Genomic DNA, 15,080 nt, shown 5'->3' on the forward strand with positions numbered 1-15,080 from the left:
GATGAAGAGATTTCTACTATTCCTGCTTCTTGCGGCGACCTGCATGCTTGCCGCGCCGGAAGCGATTTATGCGGAGCTCCCGTACCGGACCTCCTACTATGACAGCAATCAAGCGGCTTGGTTGCGCATTCAGCCGGTATATGCGCCGGCGGAGACGAAGGGTCCGCGGTTCTCTGAGCCGGTTGACCTGCAAGTAGGAGCGGATGACAAGGTTTATGTGGCGGACAAAGGCGCGAACAAGATCGCCGTGCTGAGTCCGGAAGGCGAGCTGCTGCTCTCCATCGGCGCTGAAGAGGGAGAGAGCATGCTTAGCGCGCCTGAAGGCCTATTCGTAACACCGGAAGGCCTTATCTACGTAGCGGACTCGGGGAACCAGCGCATTGCCGTATTCGGCGCAGACGGCAAGTTCGTTCGCGACTACAAGAAGCCTGCGTCGACGTTTCTGGAGCAGGAGCATTTCGTACCCGTCAAGCTGGTCGTTGACCGCCGCGGAGTCATGTATATCAGCTTGAATTCCTCCTATCAGGGCTTATTGCGGATGAATGGCGAAGGTGAATTTATGGGCTATTTTGGCGCTAATAAGGCTCAGCAAACGGTGTTGAACTGGCTGAAGAAGCTCATTCTTAACAAAGAACAGCTCGCCAAAGAGCTTGCCAGCCTTCCTCGGCCCATTTCGAATGTCGCACTGGATTCAGACGGATTCATCTTCACGGCTACGGCGGCAGGCTTCGGGCAAGGCGCTATCCGCAAGCTGAATGCAGGAGGCGTTGACGCTTTTAAGAACAAAACGCTCGTTAATGGGCATGGCATCGTTGACGTCGCTAGCGATTCGAACGGTTTCTTGTACAACGTGGATATGGACTCAGGCCGCGTGAACATTTATGACCAGAATGCGGAAGCGCTGTTCGCCTTCGGTTTCATCGACAATGAAACGCAGCAATACGGCGTACTTGGATATCCGACGAGCATTGGCGTAGATTCCAAGTTTGGCGTATGGATATCCGACAGCCGTACGGGAACCATCCATAAATTTGTTCGGACCGAGTTCGGGAGCGACGTGATGCAGGCACTCACGCTGTATTTGGCAGGCAAATACGAACAAAGCGAGCCTTATTGGGACCGCGTCTACGCCCGCAACGATATGTACAATGGAGTCTTTCAAGGGCTTGGCAAGGTCTATCTGCATGATAACAATCATGAGGCTGCTTTGTCTTTCCTAAAGACGGCATTCGATACGAAAGGCTACTCCAAGGCTTTCTGGGAAATTCGGCTGGATTATTTGCAAAAGCACTTGATTGGGCTGGCAGCGGCTATCGCTGCGGTTCTGCTCTTGTTGAAGTATGGCGTTAAGGCTATCCGCAAACAGTTCAAGCGGCGTCCCTTGCCTGAATCATGGCAGCGACCGCTTGCCGACATTCGGAACTTATGGTTCGTCATGCTCCATCCCTATCAAGGCTTCTACAAGCTGAAGGAAGCTAAAGTATCTGCTTGGATCATTGCCTTCATTCTTGCGGCCGTAATTGCTGTGAAGGTCGGAACGATTTATCTTACGGGCTTTCTCTTCCATCCCGTAGAGCTGTCGCAAATCAATATATGGGGAAGCCTTGGCTTGTTCGTGGTTCCTTGGCTGACCTGGATTATTGCCAATTATCTGGTTTGCAGCGTGAAGGACGGGGAAGGGAAATTCAGGGAGGTTATCCAAGGCAGCACGTATGCGCTCGCACCTTATCTGTTCTTCTCCATTCCGGCATTGATCCTATCCAATTTGGTCACGCTTGACGAGCGGGTTATCGTTGATTCGCTGAATACGGTCATGTTTCTATGGATGGGCGTCATGCTGATCGTGATGACGCAGGTTATCCATAACTTCGACTTTTTGGAGACGCTCAAAAATATCGCGATTACCGTATTCACAATCGGCACGATATGGCTGTTTGCTTTCCTCGTGTTTGGCCTGTCTTACAATTTATACGATTTCTTCTATCAGCTTTACAAGGAGGTGACCTTCTATGGTTGAGCTCATCAAGCGCACTTCCCTTCGGGTAAAGCTTGCCGCAACGGTGTTTCTTTTACTTCTTATCGTAACGGTTATCGTCCTTTTTCAGAGCAACGAGCTGTCGCCTGCCAAGGCACTGGAGCTTGCTGGAATCGAGGAGCCTTCAGCCACGTTATCTCCGCTCTATGAGGGGGAAGCCTGGAAGCCGGAGCCGGAAACGGACGGCTTCGCTGAAGCGCTGGAAAACGATGATTTCGCGCTTTATATCCATCCTGCCAGCACGCAGATTGCTTTGGTAGACAAACGGAGCGGGTATAGATGGAGCAGCAATCCTGCCGAGGAGCAGCTTAACGGTGAAACGGTTAAGGGGGTATTGCTGGCCAATCTGAAATCGCCGTTCGTGCTCACCTACGTTAGGACGCAGGGGAAGGACCAGACGATTCGCGAGGTGCTTAACGCCGGCGATCCCAAGGTTCAAACGACGCTGATCAGAAACGAAAACGGGCTGCAGGTCTCTTACCTGTTCACGGAAAAGCAGCTTGGCTTTACGATTCAATACGAGCTTACGCCGCAGGGGCTGAAAGCTCGTATTCCAAGCGAGGGCATTAAGGAAGAAGGGGAATATTCGGTCTTTACGGTTGACTTGCTCCCGTATTTCGGTGCAGCAACCACAGAGGAAGAGGGTTATATCTTCGTGCCGGACGGCCCAGGCGGGCTGATTCGCTTCGATAGTGAGCGTGCCGGGGTATCCAGAGGTTATATCCATCAAGTATACGGCCTTGAATTGACCAATTCCGGAAATTGGAGCCGTTCGGGGGAGAGACGGGAGAACATCGCGTATCCCGTGTTCGGCATGAAGCGGGGCAGCAATGCCTTTATGGCCGTGCTGACTAAGGGAGGCGATTCCGCGAACATCGCCGCGATGCCGCCCGGACTTAAATCGGGGCTATACAACGTGTACACCAATCAGATCTACCGCGAGGAGTATTTGTACCGGATGAGCAGGCTCGCGGCGCCGCTCAAAGCGGTGCAAAAGCAGCGCCTGCAAACGGACAGGGAAATCGAATATCGATTCCTGAACGGCGAGGATGCCGATTATGTGGGCATGGCGACAGCCTATCGCGACTATTTGACGGAAACAGGCAAGCTGAAGGAAAAGCTGAAGCCAGTGGAGCATACGCCGCTCTACCTGAAAATTATGGGAGGCAGCTATACCGAAGCTTTTAGCAAAATCAAGTATATGACGGCAACGACCTTCGCGCAGGCGGCCCGCATCGTCAACGGTCTTCGCGAGGAAGGCGTCGCTAATATGAAGGTCGTCTACTACGGCTGGCAAAACCAAGGGGAATACGATTTGTATGACCGTTTTCCGATCGAGGAATCACTTGGCGGCGAAGCGGCAGCGAAGGATTTCTTGGCCGAGATGAAGGGAAAAGGCGTCGATGTGCTGTTCGAGGACGACTTCGTATGGATCGATTCGGAAAACTCGGATTTATCCGGCAAGACGAATGGCATCCGCGGCATTGATGAGACAGTGTTTATCGACGAAGGCTGGTTCATCAGCAAGCCGGCACGGACCGTTGCGATGGCTTACCAGACGATGGAGAAGCTGAAAAAAATAGGCGTATCCGGTATGCTGTTCAATTATTTGGGCGAAATGGTGTTCCATGATTATGACCCGTCCGGCATTGCAACCCGCGAGGATACCATTGCTGTGTATGACGGTCTGCTCGCTTATGCGCAGAAGACGCTGGGCTCGGCAGGCGTATACCGCGGCAACGATTATACAGTCGGCCAGACCGACTATATTGCCGGGCTTCCATCGGAATCCAGCTACGATTTCATGGTTGACGAGACGGTACCCTTTTACCCGATTGCGCTGCATGGCTATGTTTCGTATTCGTTCGGCGACGGAAATTTGCGAAACGATGTGGAGGCCGAGTTTTTGAAAGCAATCGAGTACGGCGCGATACCTTCCTTCTTTCTGACCCATGAGGATTCCAGAACGCTGAAGTACACGTCGGCGAGCTTCCTGTTCAGCAGCAAATATGAGAAGTGGACGTCACGTATTCTGAAGGAATATGCGGATTTCGATTCCCTTGCGCCTGTTTTCTCACAGACGATCATAGATCATGAGAAGCTTTCGGAGTCTAGATTCGCGACGGTTTATGAGGACGGCACGCGCGTCGTTGTCGATTACGGTACGAACACATTCACGGTGGAGAAGGGGGCGGGCGCCTAATGCAAGCAAAAGCGAAGGGACGCGCTGCGCGTCTCTACCTGTGGAAAGGCTACGGCATGGGCCTGCTGTTCATGCTGCCGTGGATCATCGGGTTTGCCCTGTTCGTGCTCATCCCGATCAGCTGGTCCTTGTTCATGTCCTTCAACAAAGTCCAAGTGGCCGTCGGCGGCTTCAAATATGAATGGATCGGCATGCGCAATTACCGCGACGCGTTTCTCAAGGATAATGTTTTCCCGATAGAGCTGATAACGTATATCCAGGAAATGCTGCTGATGGTACCGATTATCGTCATATTCGCGCTGCTGATCGCCTTGATGCTCAACCAGAAGTTTCCGGGCAGATTCATATATCGGGCATTGTTTTTCTTGCCGGTCATCTTCGCGACAGGGCAGGTGCTATCCGAGCTGTTCCTGCAGGGCGCTGGCGATATTCCGTTTCTCGAGCAGTACAATTTGCTGCCGCTGGTTGAGGAGTATGTCGGCAAGCAATTCGCGGAAACGGTTATGGCTGTTCTCGGCAAAGCAATTCTTATTCTGTGGTATTCAGGCGTGCAAATTCTTATCTTTATCGCAGGTTTTCAGACGATTTCGCCGACCATATACGAGGCTGTACGCATCGACGGCGCATCGCCTTGGGACAGCTTTTGGAAAATAACGCTGCCGGCATGCGTACCGTTCATCAGCTTGAATGTGCTGTATACGATTATCGACCTGTTCACCTTCCCGCTTAATCCGGTTTTGAAGCACATCAAAGACAATATGTTTAAGGTCGATACCGGCTATGGTTACGCCAGTGCGCTCGCGTGGATTTATTTTGGCATTATTTTCGCGCTGATCGCCATCGTATTATGGCTGTTCAGCCGGAGCCTCAAGACTAGGAGGGCGCATTCATGATTGCTGCAATGAAGTCAGAACTGTCCAAGGCAAGCCGCAGCTTAAGAGGCGTGCTTTGGAGCCGAAAGGCGCAAAAAACGAAAATGCTTGTGCTCGGCCGAAGCCTCTCCGACGGCTTGCTCGCCAAGCTTGTCATCTATTTGCTGCTGTCCATCGTTGCTTACCTGTATTTGCAGCCAATTCTGTACATGGTCAGCACGATGTTCAAGAATATGAGCGATCTGCTCGATCCGACCGTGAAGTGGATTCCGCGTGAAATTACCTGGGAGAACATCTCGAAAGCGCTCAAAGGGCTGCAATATCCGGAGGCGCTTCGCAATACGGCGTTAATCTCGGTTACCTGCTCGCTCGTGCAAGTCATCATTTGCGCTATGACGGGCTACGCGCTGGCTAGGCTGGCTCTGCCGTTCAAGGGACTTTTCACCGCGCTTATCATTTTGACCTTTTTGATTCCGCCGCAGGTCATTATCATTCCGCTATATGTCATTTTCAGCAAGCTCGGGCTATTGAATTCACTATTTGTCTTTCTTATTCCAGCCTTATTCGGGCAAGGGCTGAAGGGGGCGCTATTCATTCTGATCTTCCGGCAGTTTTTCAAGGCGCAGCCGCCAAGCCTGGAGGAAGCGGCGAAGCTCGACGGCGCATCGACGGCAAGACTGTTTTTTGGAATTATGCTTCCGCTTGCGAGATCGGCCTGCCTTGTCGTCTTTCTCTTCTCGTTTATCTGGTATTGGAACATGTATTACGAGCCGTCGATGTTTCTGAGCAAAGGCTTTACGCCGCTGTCGATTCGCCTCGACATGCTGGAGGAAGTGCTTAATCCATCGCTGCTCGGCAACACGCGCACCATTGTGAATCCAATTACGGAAAGCACCAAAATGGCGGCTGCATTTTTCATTATTCTTCCGCCGATTCTCGTATTCATGTTTCTGCAGCGCTGGTTCGTAAGCGGAATTGAGAGAACGGGCATTGTCGAGTAGGGAATGCGGAATGTTGAGGAGGTGATGCGGCGGAGATCGGTTCGAAGCGGCATGGAAACACGAGGGGAAGGCTCATGGAGCAGCGTTTGCTTGACAGAGAAGCGGTAAGCGCTTACGAAAGCAGAACACAAAACAAGGTTTATGCTTACGAGGCGAGTTTTGCTTTAAATACTCATGTAATGAGTATTTGTAACACAAAACGAGGTTCATGCTTACGAGGTGAGTTTTGCTTTAAATACTCATGTGATGAGTATTTGTAACACAAAACGAGGTTCATGCTTACGAGGTGAGTTTTGCTTTAAATACTCATGTGATGAGTATTTGTAACACAAAACTTTTGGGAGGTTAAAAGAATGAAAAACAAACGCGGCTTTACTTGGATGTTGTGTATCGTACTTATGTTTTCGGTTATTCTTACAGCATGCTCAGGCAATAATGGGGGCACCAACGCTCCAAGCAATGCAGCCGAAGCGACCGATCCGCCGGCAACGACGGATAACCAGCCAGCGCCGGAAGAGAACAAAGAGCCGGTTACATTGAAGTTGATTTCCTGGTCGGATTCCTACACGGAGCTTTACAAAAAGTTCAACGAAAAATACCCTTGGATTACGATCGAGCAGGTGCCGGTTAACAGCCAGCCGATTATGGAAATTATCGCTTCGCTCGAAGCAGCGGGAACGCCTGCCGATTTAACGTGGATCGACAGCGACTTGATTACCTTCGACCAAGCGGGTCTTGTCGAGGATCTAACGCCTTATATTGACAAGGATCCGACGTTCCAAGACGTTCAGCTTCCTGAAGGCTTCTTCGATACGATGACGTACAAGGAGAAGAGGCTTGCCGTTCCTTTTGTAGACGTACCAATGTGGATTCTAGTCAACAAAGACCTTCTCGCCAAGCATGGCGTGGAAATGCCTGCTAACGATTGGACGTATGACGACTTCCGTGAGGTTGCCAAAAAAATTACGGATCCCGAAGCGGGAGAGTACGGCTTGACCACGCAGCCTGAGTTCCAAATGCGCGTGCTGAGCACGAAAGCGATTGCGGATGGCCATGCGGCTAACATCCATTATATGAATGAGGATTTGACGCAAAGCTTGCTGAACACGCCTGACGTTATGAACGATGTAAGATGGCTGTCGGACTTCGTTTGGAAGGACGGCTCCATGCAAAGCAATGCGAAAGCTGCTGAAACAGGCGATGTGACAAGAGAATTCATCAACGGCAAGACTGGCTTCGCAATCGGCGGAGACTGGGTGCTGCCTGGCCTTAAGAAGGACGCTAAATTCGAGTGGGATGTACTGCCTTTCCCAAGAGGAAAAGTAAGCCAGCCTGGATACAGCATCTACGGACCGCTTTCCTTGCTAAGCGGTTCGAAGCATAAGGAAGAAGCTTTCTTATGGATCAGCTTCCAGTTCTCGAAGGAAGCGCAGAAGTGGAAAATCGACCAAGGCGCGAATGCTTCAGTCATTGATCCGGAATTGACAGCTTATTACGATGAGACGCCAATGTGGGAAGGTAAAAACAAAGAGGCAGTAAAAATCGCCAAAGAAAACGCGAAGATTCAGCCTGGTGTTACTGTCCCGGCTTGGTCCGAATACAACTGGAACAATATTTTGAACGAAATTATTTTTGATGGAGCCGATATTAACCGCCTTATTCCGGAAACGGAGAAATGGAATAAACGGACGCTTGAGGTTCGCGAGTCTTTGAAATAACAGAGCGGGTCCTCTATTCAAAGCTACCATCAAAGCATCTAGGGCTCCTAATGATAGCAGTCACAGAACGAAATACTTGACTTCTAGTCATAGTAGTCAAAGCAGTTACCCAAACACCTTAAGCGGGAGCTTTTATCGCTTAGGGTGTTTTTTTGTTAAGAACTAATCATCCGCATGATCGTTCCTGCCGATTAGACGTACGATGTTCTTTTCGTTATGCTTAGTTGAAGGAAGTCGCATACCGGGAGGGAACAATCATTGAATGAGGCGATATTGGTCGTAGAGGACGAGCGTCGAATCGCTCGTCTGCTCCAGATTGAGCTCGAAAGCGAGGGCTATGAGGTGCGGCTGGCATCTGATGGCGTAGACGGCTGGGGCGAGTATAAAGCAGGGGGAATTGCACTTATTATATTAGATGTGATGCTTCCGGGAATTAGCGGGCTGGATTTGCTGCAGCGCATACGAGCCGTAGACAGCGATACACCAATTATTATGCTGACAGCGAATAGCACCGTATCGGACAAAGTTACCGGTCTCGATCTTGGAGCTAATGATTATATGACGAAACCGTTCGAGATGGAGGAATTGCTCGCTCGCATTCGGGCCTCATTCCGCAAAGGATCGGCTCGCGCCAGCGACGAGCAGCATGTTGGCGAGTGGTTGACCGCATCCGATTTGAGGCTTAATGAACGTACACGCGAAGTAGAGCGAGCCGGTCAAGCGATCGCGTTGACGCAGCGCGAGTTCGACCTGCTCACCTATTTGCTGCGCAACAAAAAACTGGTGCTCAGCCGCGACCAGCTGCTTGCTGAAGTATGGGGCTACGATTATGCGGGCAATACCAATGTCGTGGATGTCTACATTCGATATGTGCGGAAAAAGGTGGACGAGGGCTTTGGTGCCGAGCTCATCCATACGGTTCGCGGCATCGGTTATTGCATTAAGGATGCGACATGAAGCTGGGCAGCAAGATTCATCTCTACTCGTCGGTGTTGTTTACGGTATTGCTGCTCATTGCCAATGCGACGGTATATACGGTTTTCTCGAAAATGATGCTGGAGCGCGAGCTGGATAAGCTAGCTGCGGAAACGAAGCAGGCTGCCGCCGCATTGCGTCTGGCAGACCAGCCTGCTGCAACGACAGAGCTGCTCCGCGCTTATGTGCCGCTGGAAGGCATGCTTCAATGGGTGCCTGAGGCCGAGAATGGCAGCGGCATACTTGTAACCTCTGCCTCGGAGACAGATCTGAGCAATGAGAAAGCGGTTTATTCTGCGGAGCAAACGCAGAAGCGATTGAAAATAGAAGGTAAAAGCTATAGCTTTGTGTCTATTCCGATCATTGGCGCAAACGGAGACGTGGCCAATGTACAGGCGACAGAGAGCCTTGAGGAGCTCATGGAGCTGCTTCAAATATTGCGTCTTGTTCTAGTCAGCGTATCGGCGGCGGTGCTTGTACCCGTGCTTATTTCCAGCGGGTTGCTCGGCAGGATTGTCATGCGCCCGATCTCGGCTATGACGCGGACGATGCGCCAAATTACCCGCAGCGGTCAATTTATGAGGTTGAAGCAGGAGGGCAAGTCACGTGATGAATTGGTGGAGATGGGTGAAACCTTCAATGATATGATCGGTTTGCTTGCGGAGAGCTTCATGAGACAGGAGCAATTCGTATCGAATGCTTCACATGAGCTTAAGACGCCGTTAACTATTATCGAAAGCTATGCCAGTCTGCTTAAGCGAAGATTGCGCGATCGGCCGGAGCTGCTAGAGGAATCTATTGAGGCGATTCATTCGGAGGCCGTGCGGATGAAAGGCTTGACGGAACAGCTGCTGCTTGCCATGCCGCGCAGCGAGTGGAAGATTGAACGGGAACCGCTTGATTTGCTGCCATTCGCCGAGCAGGCTGTCGCATTTTTCCGAAGTGCGTACGGGCGTGAGATCCATGTGGTCTTGCAGGGGGAAGATAGTGTGACGGTTATGACCGATCAAGACAAGCTGAAGCAGGTGCTCTTTATCTTGTTGGACAATGCGCGCAAATACAGCAATGACAGGATCGAGATCGAACTGGGGCGTGCAGACAAGGATAGTTATCTACGCGTGAAGGATCTCGGCATCGGCATTCCGGCAGAGGAGCTCTCGAAAGTATTCGAACGTTTCTATCGCGTGGATAAATCCCGCAGCAGAGATCAGGAGCCAATAGGCGGTACGGGGCTCGGTCTATCGCTTGGGAAAGAGCTGGCAGATGCGATAGGGGTAAAGCTCGTTCTGGAAAGTATCCAAGGCAAAGGAACGACGGCGACGATTCGGATTCCATGAAGGATGTCGATGGCGCTGTCTTCTAAATGACGCAAGCATACAGATCGGCAAGTTCAGCCGATTGTTCTCAGCAAATTGTAAGAATCGTCATTTATACTAGAAAGCTAGACGGATAAGAACAAGTGGAGGGACACCATGCACAATCGTAAATGGCGAATAAGCGTAGTTGCAGCAGTAATAGCAATAGGCGTTATCCTTGCATGGGCGACATATATCACCCTGTCACGAGCTGACCGTTCCCATGGAATGACGCTGGCTGCGGCGGAAGAAGAGGTGCTCGGGCAATATGAGGGAGAAATCGTTGGCAGCAAGGAGCATGGCGAGGGGTATGTCCTACAGCTCCGATCGATGAAGGGTTTATATGAGCTGACGGTTGAGCCTGCGGGGATCACAGACATTCGAAGTCTGGAGCGGTTCGGCTCTAGCGATCCTGTTGCGTCACCAGGGACGGTATCGCCTGTGCCAACGGACAGCGGGGTGGTTAGCGATGAACCGTCCCAGAACCCCACGGAATTACCGACTGATAAACCAGCGGCATCACCCGCAGAGACGAAGATGCCGGAATCAACGCCTAAGCCTGCCGTACCCGCAGCGACGGTCAAGCCGACAACTAACCCAACTATACTTATTTCCGAACAGCGGGCATCCGAGCTGGCGCTCAAGAAAATCCCCGGCAAGGTTAAGGATATCGATATGGAAAATGAGGGCGGTAAATGGTACTTTTTTGTTGAAATTGAAACGAATGATGGTCGTGAGGCGGACGTTCAGCTGAATGCGGCATCTGGCGCGATCGTATCCGTCACATGGGACGATGAAAGCGACGATGATTAGGTTTATCATCAAATTCTAATGTTTCTGTAATGGTTCTCTTAGATTTCAGGTGTAAGTTATAGATATAGCAGCAAAGGCACCTGCAGATCACAAACAAGAGAATCTTAAAGGAGATGTTGAAGATGAAGAATAAAAAAGGCTGGATTATCGGATTAGGACTTGTAGTGGCACTTGGAGGAACGAGTGCAGTCGTAGCCGCAGAGGCGGCTAGCTCGTATATCAGCAAGGATAAAGCGAAGCAAATTGCCCTATTAGCAGCGCCTGGTAGCGTAACAGATATTGAACTGGAGCATAAGCGTAACTCGGTATACTATGAGGTGGATATCGATCGCAAAGATACCTTCCAGGAGGTTGATGTCCATGTGGAGGCCGTATCAGGCAAGGTGCTGAGCATTAAAAATGATGACGATAATTATACAGCACATGTGGCCCCTGCTCCGGTAGCTAACGATGCCGCCGTCGCAGCTGCAGGCGAAGCGGCAGCCTCGAACTCGACTGGCGCAACAAGCGCAAGTACAAAGTCGATTACGAAAGAGCAGGCAGGCAAGCTGGCTCAGCAGAAGGTGAAAGGTGACATCATCCGAGTGGAAACGGACTGGGACGACGGCATTAAAAAGTACGAGGTCAAGCTGAAAACAGCTGCAGGCAGAGCTGAAGTAGACATTGCTGCTGCAAACGGGAAAGTGCTCGATATTGATTATGAGGATGACCGCAATGATGACGATGACAACTACGACGACGACAACGACGATCACGATGGCCACGACGGCCACGACGGCCAAGATGATGATGATTACGATGATGATGACCGTGACTAATAACGAAGAATTTAAGGAATGTTTGATTGGAATCATTCCATCACATTGCTGTTAATCTCATTTAAAATACCCTCTGGGACCTTAGTTTCGCGGTCCCAGAGGGTATTTCGCTGTTTAATGCAATAAACCAATGGTATGGCCCGACTGAAGGTAACCAAATACAGCTAAACAAGCACGTCTAAACAAGTACGTCTAAACAAGTACGTCTAAACAAGTACGTCTAAACAAGTACGTCTAAACAAGTACAGCCTTTTAGTGCTTCGTGGTCTGCGCGCCATACCGCTAGCTATGAAGGAGCAGACCATTCAACACGCGAAGCCGAATCCTTAATGGCTAGGGTGTTTTTTGGCGCATTGCAATAAAATAATTCATTAATTCTTTAAGAGCGAATGGATTATTGTAAAAATATTGAACGGAATTGACACTTTATTTTACAAAAAGAATGAAATCTTCACTAATGTGATTTAAATCACACGCTGAATACTTATTCTGGTTTACTATTGATAAAACTGCAATGGGGGTTGCTGCATATGAAGGTCGGGATAAGCTCGTTAACAAATAAATTCATGTTGGTAATGGCTGCTGCTTTAATCTTAATTGTTAGCGTTATTATGGTTTTTGAATGGCAGTCTATCCGAACGGATGTAGAGAAAAGACTCTTGGATAAAGGGCGTGATCTTTCCTTGTCACTCGCCCATACGCTTGAGCATTTGACGGAACTGGACTTGAACACGGGAGTTGTATTGCAAGACGGAACGAAATGGGCTGGGGACCAGCTGCGGAATGATCTTTTTCATGACGAGCTGACCGTTAATGCGCAAAGCATAGCGGCGGCTGAGACGCGGGCTCAGGACGCCGATTATGCAACAAAAAAAATAACCCTACATAACGGTGAATCGATACCTTTGCACGAATATGAGCTGAAATATGACAGCGCATATGATAAATATACCGATGATCGCTGGCAAGGCATTATCGATAGCTTTTTGAACGAGGAGAACGTAGTTTACGCCATGGCTGCCGCATACTCGGATAATCCAAACTGGGCTGGCTATATAGCTACGCATAACGGCATTTATAGTCCGGAAGGGGAACAATCTGCCGACGCTTGGGGCGACAAAGGGTTCCTCAGCCAAAACTATCGAGCGAACCGCATATTTAATGATGAAACAGGTTACAATGCGGTCATGAATGTAAATACGGATGACGTGTATTTGCAGAAGTATGATCGGATCATCGATGGGAAGACCGTTGAAACATGGGACGTGTCCTATCCGCTTATTATTGACGGCGAGCATTGGGGAGCCGTTCGAGTTGCATTGTCCAAAGAGAAGGCCGAAGCACGGATTGCTGAAGAAAGAATGAAAGTGCTGCTGCAACTTGGATCATTGGTAGCGGTTGTTCTTGTTATATTGTTTTTCCTCTCGCAAATCATGTTAGGCAGAAAGCTTAGGGAAATCGTTAGGGCAGCCGTGAATCTAAATTCCAGCGAAGCAGATTTGACCTATCGCATCGTGAACAAGGGCACAGATGAAATTGCAATACTAGGCCTTGAAATCAATCGGTTTATCGAGCATATGCAAAGCTTAATGCGGACAATTAGAAGCAATGCGGCTTCCGTATCTGACTTTTCCATAACGCTTAGCGAAGGCTCCCATCAGAGCAAAGAGCTGTCCTTCCAGCTAGCCTCTTCCGTTGATGAAATGGCAGCTGGGGCAGAGAATCAAGCAGATGGGGCTGCCGAGGTCGCGCATTCTATGGAAGAAATGGCGGCAAGCGTCGGTAGAATCGCCGCTTCTTCCTCGATTATGTCAAAGGCAGCAGGCGATATGCTTCATGCGGCCGAGGTAGGCAATGAAAAGTCGGAGCAAGCGGTTGCCCAGATGGAGAGACTTGGCGAAGCAACTTCATCGGTAGCGCAAGTGATCGGCCAGCTTAATGAACAATCCGCGCAGATACAAGAAATGGCTGGAACGATTGCGGCAATAGCAAGCCAAACGAATCTGCTTGCTCTGAACGCTGCAATTGAAGCAGCGCATGCCGGAGAGTATGGTAGCGGATTTGCCGTCGTGGCAGGTGAAATTAGAAAACTGGCCGAGCAGGCATCCGACAATGCGCGCCATATCGCAGATACGATCAACCATGTGCTCACTTCTACTTCCGAAGCGGTAACGGCTGTACGGAACGGCGAACAGGAAATGGAGCAAGGGATGACCATCATTCATGAATTGAAGCAGTCCTTTGATCTCATCTGGCAGGAATCTCGCCACGTATCCTCGCAGGTGCAGGATGTATCCGCATCTACGGAGGAAATGGCGGCAGGCAGCGAGCAAGTGAGTGCATCGGTTGAAACGATGGCGATGGTAGCCAGGGACACCTCTTCCCATGCTGCGCAATCGGCTGAGGGTACGAACCGCCAGCACGAACTTGCCATCGAGACCGAGCAACTGGCACAATCGGTTAGCGAGCTTGCTGCGGAGCTTAGGGAGTCGATTGGTCGATTTAAGTTGGAATGAATAAAAGGGGCTTAGCTCCTAGGAGCCCAAAGCATAATGGAAACGCCGATGATACAGATTGCTGCTCCCAGCCAATCGTAAGCATCCGGCGTTTTTTTATCAACGAGCCATCCCCAAAAAACAGCCAGTATAATAAAAACACCGCCGTAGGCAGCATACACCCGTCCGAAGGAAGGGAAGCTCTGCATGGTGGGGATGATGCCGTATGCGATAAGAACGAGGCTCCCGACAACGCCAAACCAAAGCGGCCTTGATTCGCGGAGCCACAGCCAAACCATATAACCGCCGCCGATTTCGGCAAGACCGGCGAGGATGAAGAGAACGATGGTGATGAGCAAGAGGGTATTCTCCTTTTTAATAAAAGTATGAATAAATTTTAACAGAACCTTTGTCTAATCATCAATTTTTTGATACAATTCACAAGTCAACAACATATAATTTCATAGAATAGCTAGTATGGTGCTGCCGTGAACAGAAGTTTCATAGGCAACTTAATAGGGAAGTTCGGTTAAAATCCGACGCGGTCCCGCCACTGTAACGCAGAGCTGACGATTCATTTATCCACTGTCTGGTTTGGACGGGAAGGAGATCGTACAGCAATGAAGCGAAGCCAGGAGACCTGCCATAATAGTGCTCTATAATTCTCACGAGGATGGGAGGGAGATGTTTATTTGTGCTTCGGCGATAGGTCTAGACCTATGCTTACTTATACGCATAACCACCCAAACATCCTTCCAGAAGCGAAAGATGTTTTTTTGTTGTCAAAAAACGGAA

The 15,080-nt window shown here is 50.0% G+C and carries 11 protein-coding genes and 1 riboswitch; of the genes, 10 read left to right on the forward strand and 1 reads right to left on the reverse strand.

Translation table 11 applies throughout. The annotated features are described in order from the left end of the window. Window position 1 precedes the first annotated feature (1 nt). The 10 genes from FHS16_RS01865 (at window position 2) to FHS16_RS01910 (ending at window position 14,306) form a co-directional block, all read left to right on the forward strand. On the forward strand, window positions 2–2,017 hold the full coding sequence (locus tag FHS16_RS01865) for a YIP1 family protein (RefSeq protein WP_183558073.1): 2,016 nt from the start codon (window positions 2–4) through the stop codon (window positions 2,015–2,017). Beyond that, window positions 2,010–4,238: a DUF5696 domain-containing protein gene (locus FHS16_RS01870; protein ID WP_183558076.1), complete on the forward strand. Its 2,229-nt coding sequence runs from the start codon at window positions 2,010–2,012 to the stop codon at window positions 4,236–4,238. Before FHS16_RS01865 ends, FHS16_RS01870 begins: the two co-directional genes overlap by 8 nt. Beyond that, complete coding sequence (locus FHS16_RS01875) at window positions 4,238–5,131, forward strand: carbohydrate ABC transporter permease (RefSeq protein WP_246431532.1); 894 nt, start codon at window positions 4,238–4,240, stop codon at window positions 5,129–5,131. The genes FHS16_RS01870 and FHS16_RS01875 overlap by 1 nt, the downstream gene beginning before the upstream one ends. Continuing rightward, on the forward strand, window positions 5,128–6,111 hold the full coding sequence (locus FHS16_RS01880; RefSeq protein WP_183558079.1) for a carbohydrate ABC transporter permease: 984 nt from the start codon (window positions 5,128–5,130) through the stop codon (window positions 6,109–6,111). The genes FHS16_RS01875 and FHS16_RS01880 overlap by 4 nt, the downstream gene beginning before the upstream one ends. A 353-nt stretch (window positions 6,112–6,464) precedes the next feature. Continuing rightward, window positions 6,465–7,829, forward strand: a complete 1,365-nt coding sequence (locus FHS16_RS01885) for an ABC transporter substrate-binding protein (RefSeq protein WP_183558082.1) — start codon at window positions 6,465–6,467, stop codon at window positions 7,827–7,829. A 258-nt stretch (window positions 7,830–8,087) separates the two neighbouring features. Then, entirely contained in the window at window positions 8,088–8,786 is a 699-nt protein-coding gene (locus FHS16_RS01890) for a response regulator transcription factor (protein ID WP_183558085.1), read from the forward strand. Beyond that, entirely contained in the window at window positions 8,783–10,141 is a 1,359-nt protein-coding gene (locus FHS16_RS01895; protein ID WP_183558088.1) for a sensor histidine kinase, read from the forward strand. Before FHS16_RS01890 ends, FHS16_RS01895 begins: the two co-directional genes overlap by 4 nt. A 135-nt stretch (window positions 10,142–10,276) precedes the next feature. Further along, a complete protein-coding gene (locus FHS16_RS01900; protein WP_183558091.1) occupies window positions 10,277–10,972 on the forward strand; it encodes a PepSY domain-containing protein in 696 nt (231 codons plus the stop codon). 122 nt (window positions 10,973–11,094) lie between these two features. Then, on the forward strand, window positions 11,095–11,790 hold the full coding sequence (locus FHS16_RS01905; RefSeq protein WP_183558094.1) for a PepSY domain-containing protein: 696 nt from the start codon (window positions 11,095–11,097) through the stop codon (window positions 11,788–11,790). A 530-nt stretch (window positions 11,791–12,320) separates the two neighbouring features. Beyond that, a complete protein-coding gene (locus tag FHS16_RS01910) occupies window positions 12,321–14,306 on the forward strand; it encodes a methyl-accepting chemotaxis protein (protein ID WP_183558097.1) in 1,986 nt (661 codons plus the stop codon). Between the two features lie 11 nt (window positions 14,307–14,317). Here the strand turns inward: FHS16_RS01910 and FHS16_RS01915 are convergent, their stop codons facing one another. Then, a complete protein-coding gene (locus tag FHS16_RS01915; RefSeq protein ID WP_183558100.1) occupies window positions 14,318–14,644 on the reverse strand; it encodes a YnfA family protein in 327 nt (108 codons plus the stop codon). Window positions 14,645–14,746: 102 nt separating this feature from the next. Beyond that, window positions 14,747–14,947, forward strand: a riboswitch (cobalamin riboswitch). The last annotated feature ends 133 nt before the right edge of the window (window positions 14,948–15,080 follow it).

The organism is Paenibacillus endophyticus (genome assembly GCF_014192395.1).
GTDB classification, from domain to species: domain Bacteria; phylum Bacillota; class Bacilli; order Paenibacillales; family Paenibacillaceae; genus Pristimantibacillus; species Pristimantibacillus endophyticus.

Excerpts from the sequence above, each read along its gene's own strand:
- FHS16_RS01865 (WP_183558073.1), top strand. The coding sequence starts at position 2 with ATGAAGAGATTTCTACTATTCCTGCTTCTTGCGGCGACCTGCATGCTT.
- FHS16_RS01870 (WP_183558076.1), top strand. The coding sequence starts at position 2,010 with ATGGTTGAGCTCATCAAGCGCACTTCCCTTCGGGTAAAGCTTGCCGCA.
- FHS16_RS01875 (WP_246431532.1), top strand. The coding sequence starts at position 4,238 with ATGCAAGCAAAAGCGAAGGGACGCGCTGCGCGTCTCTACCTGTGGAAA.
- FHS16_RS01880 (WP_183558079.1), top strand. The coding sequence starts at position 5,128 with ATGATTGCTGCAATGAAGTCAGAACTGTCCAAGGCAAGCCGCAGCTTA.
- FHS16_RS01885 (WP_183558082.1), top strand. The coding sequence starts at position 6,465 with ATGAAAAACAAACGCGGCTTTACTTGGATGTTGTGTATCGTACTTATG.
- FHS16_RS01895 (WP_183558088.1), top strand. The coding sequence starts at position 8,783 with ATGAAGCTGGGCAGCAAGATTCATCTCTACTCGTCGGTGTTGTTTACG.
- FHS16_RS01900 (WP_183558091.1), top strand. The coding sequence starts at position 10,277 with ATGCACAATCGTAAATGGCGAATAAGCGTAGTTGCAGCAGTAATAGCA.
- FHS16_RS01905 (WP_183558094.1), top strand. The coding sequence starts at position 11,095 with ATGAAGAATAAAAAAGGCTGGATTATCGGATTAGGACTTGTAGTGGCA.
- FHS16_RS01910 (WP_183558097.1), top strand. The coding sequence starts at position 12,321 with ATGAAGGTCGGGATAAGCTCGTTAACAAATAAATTCATGTTGGTAATG.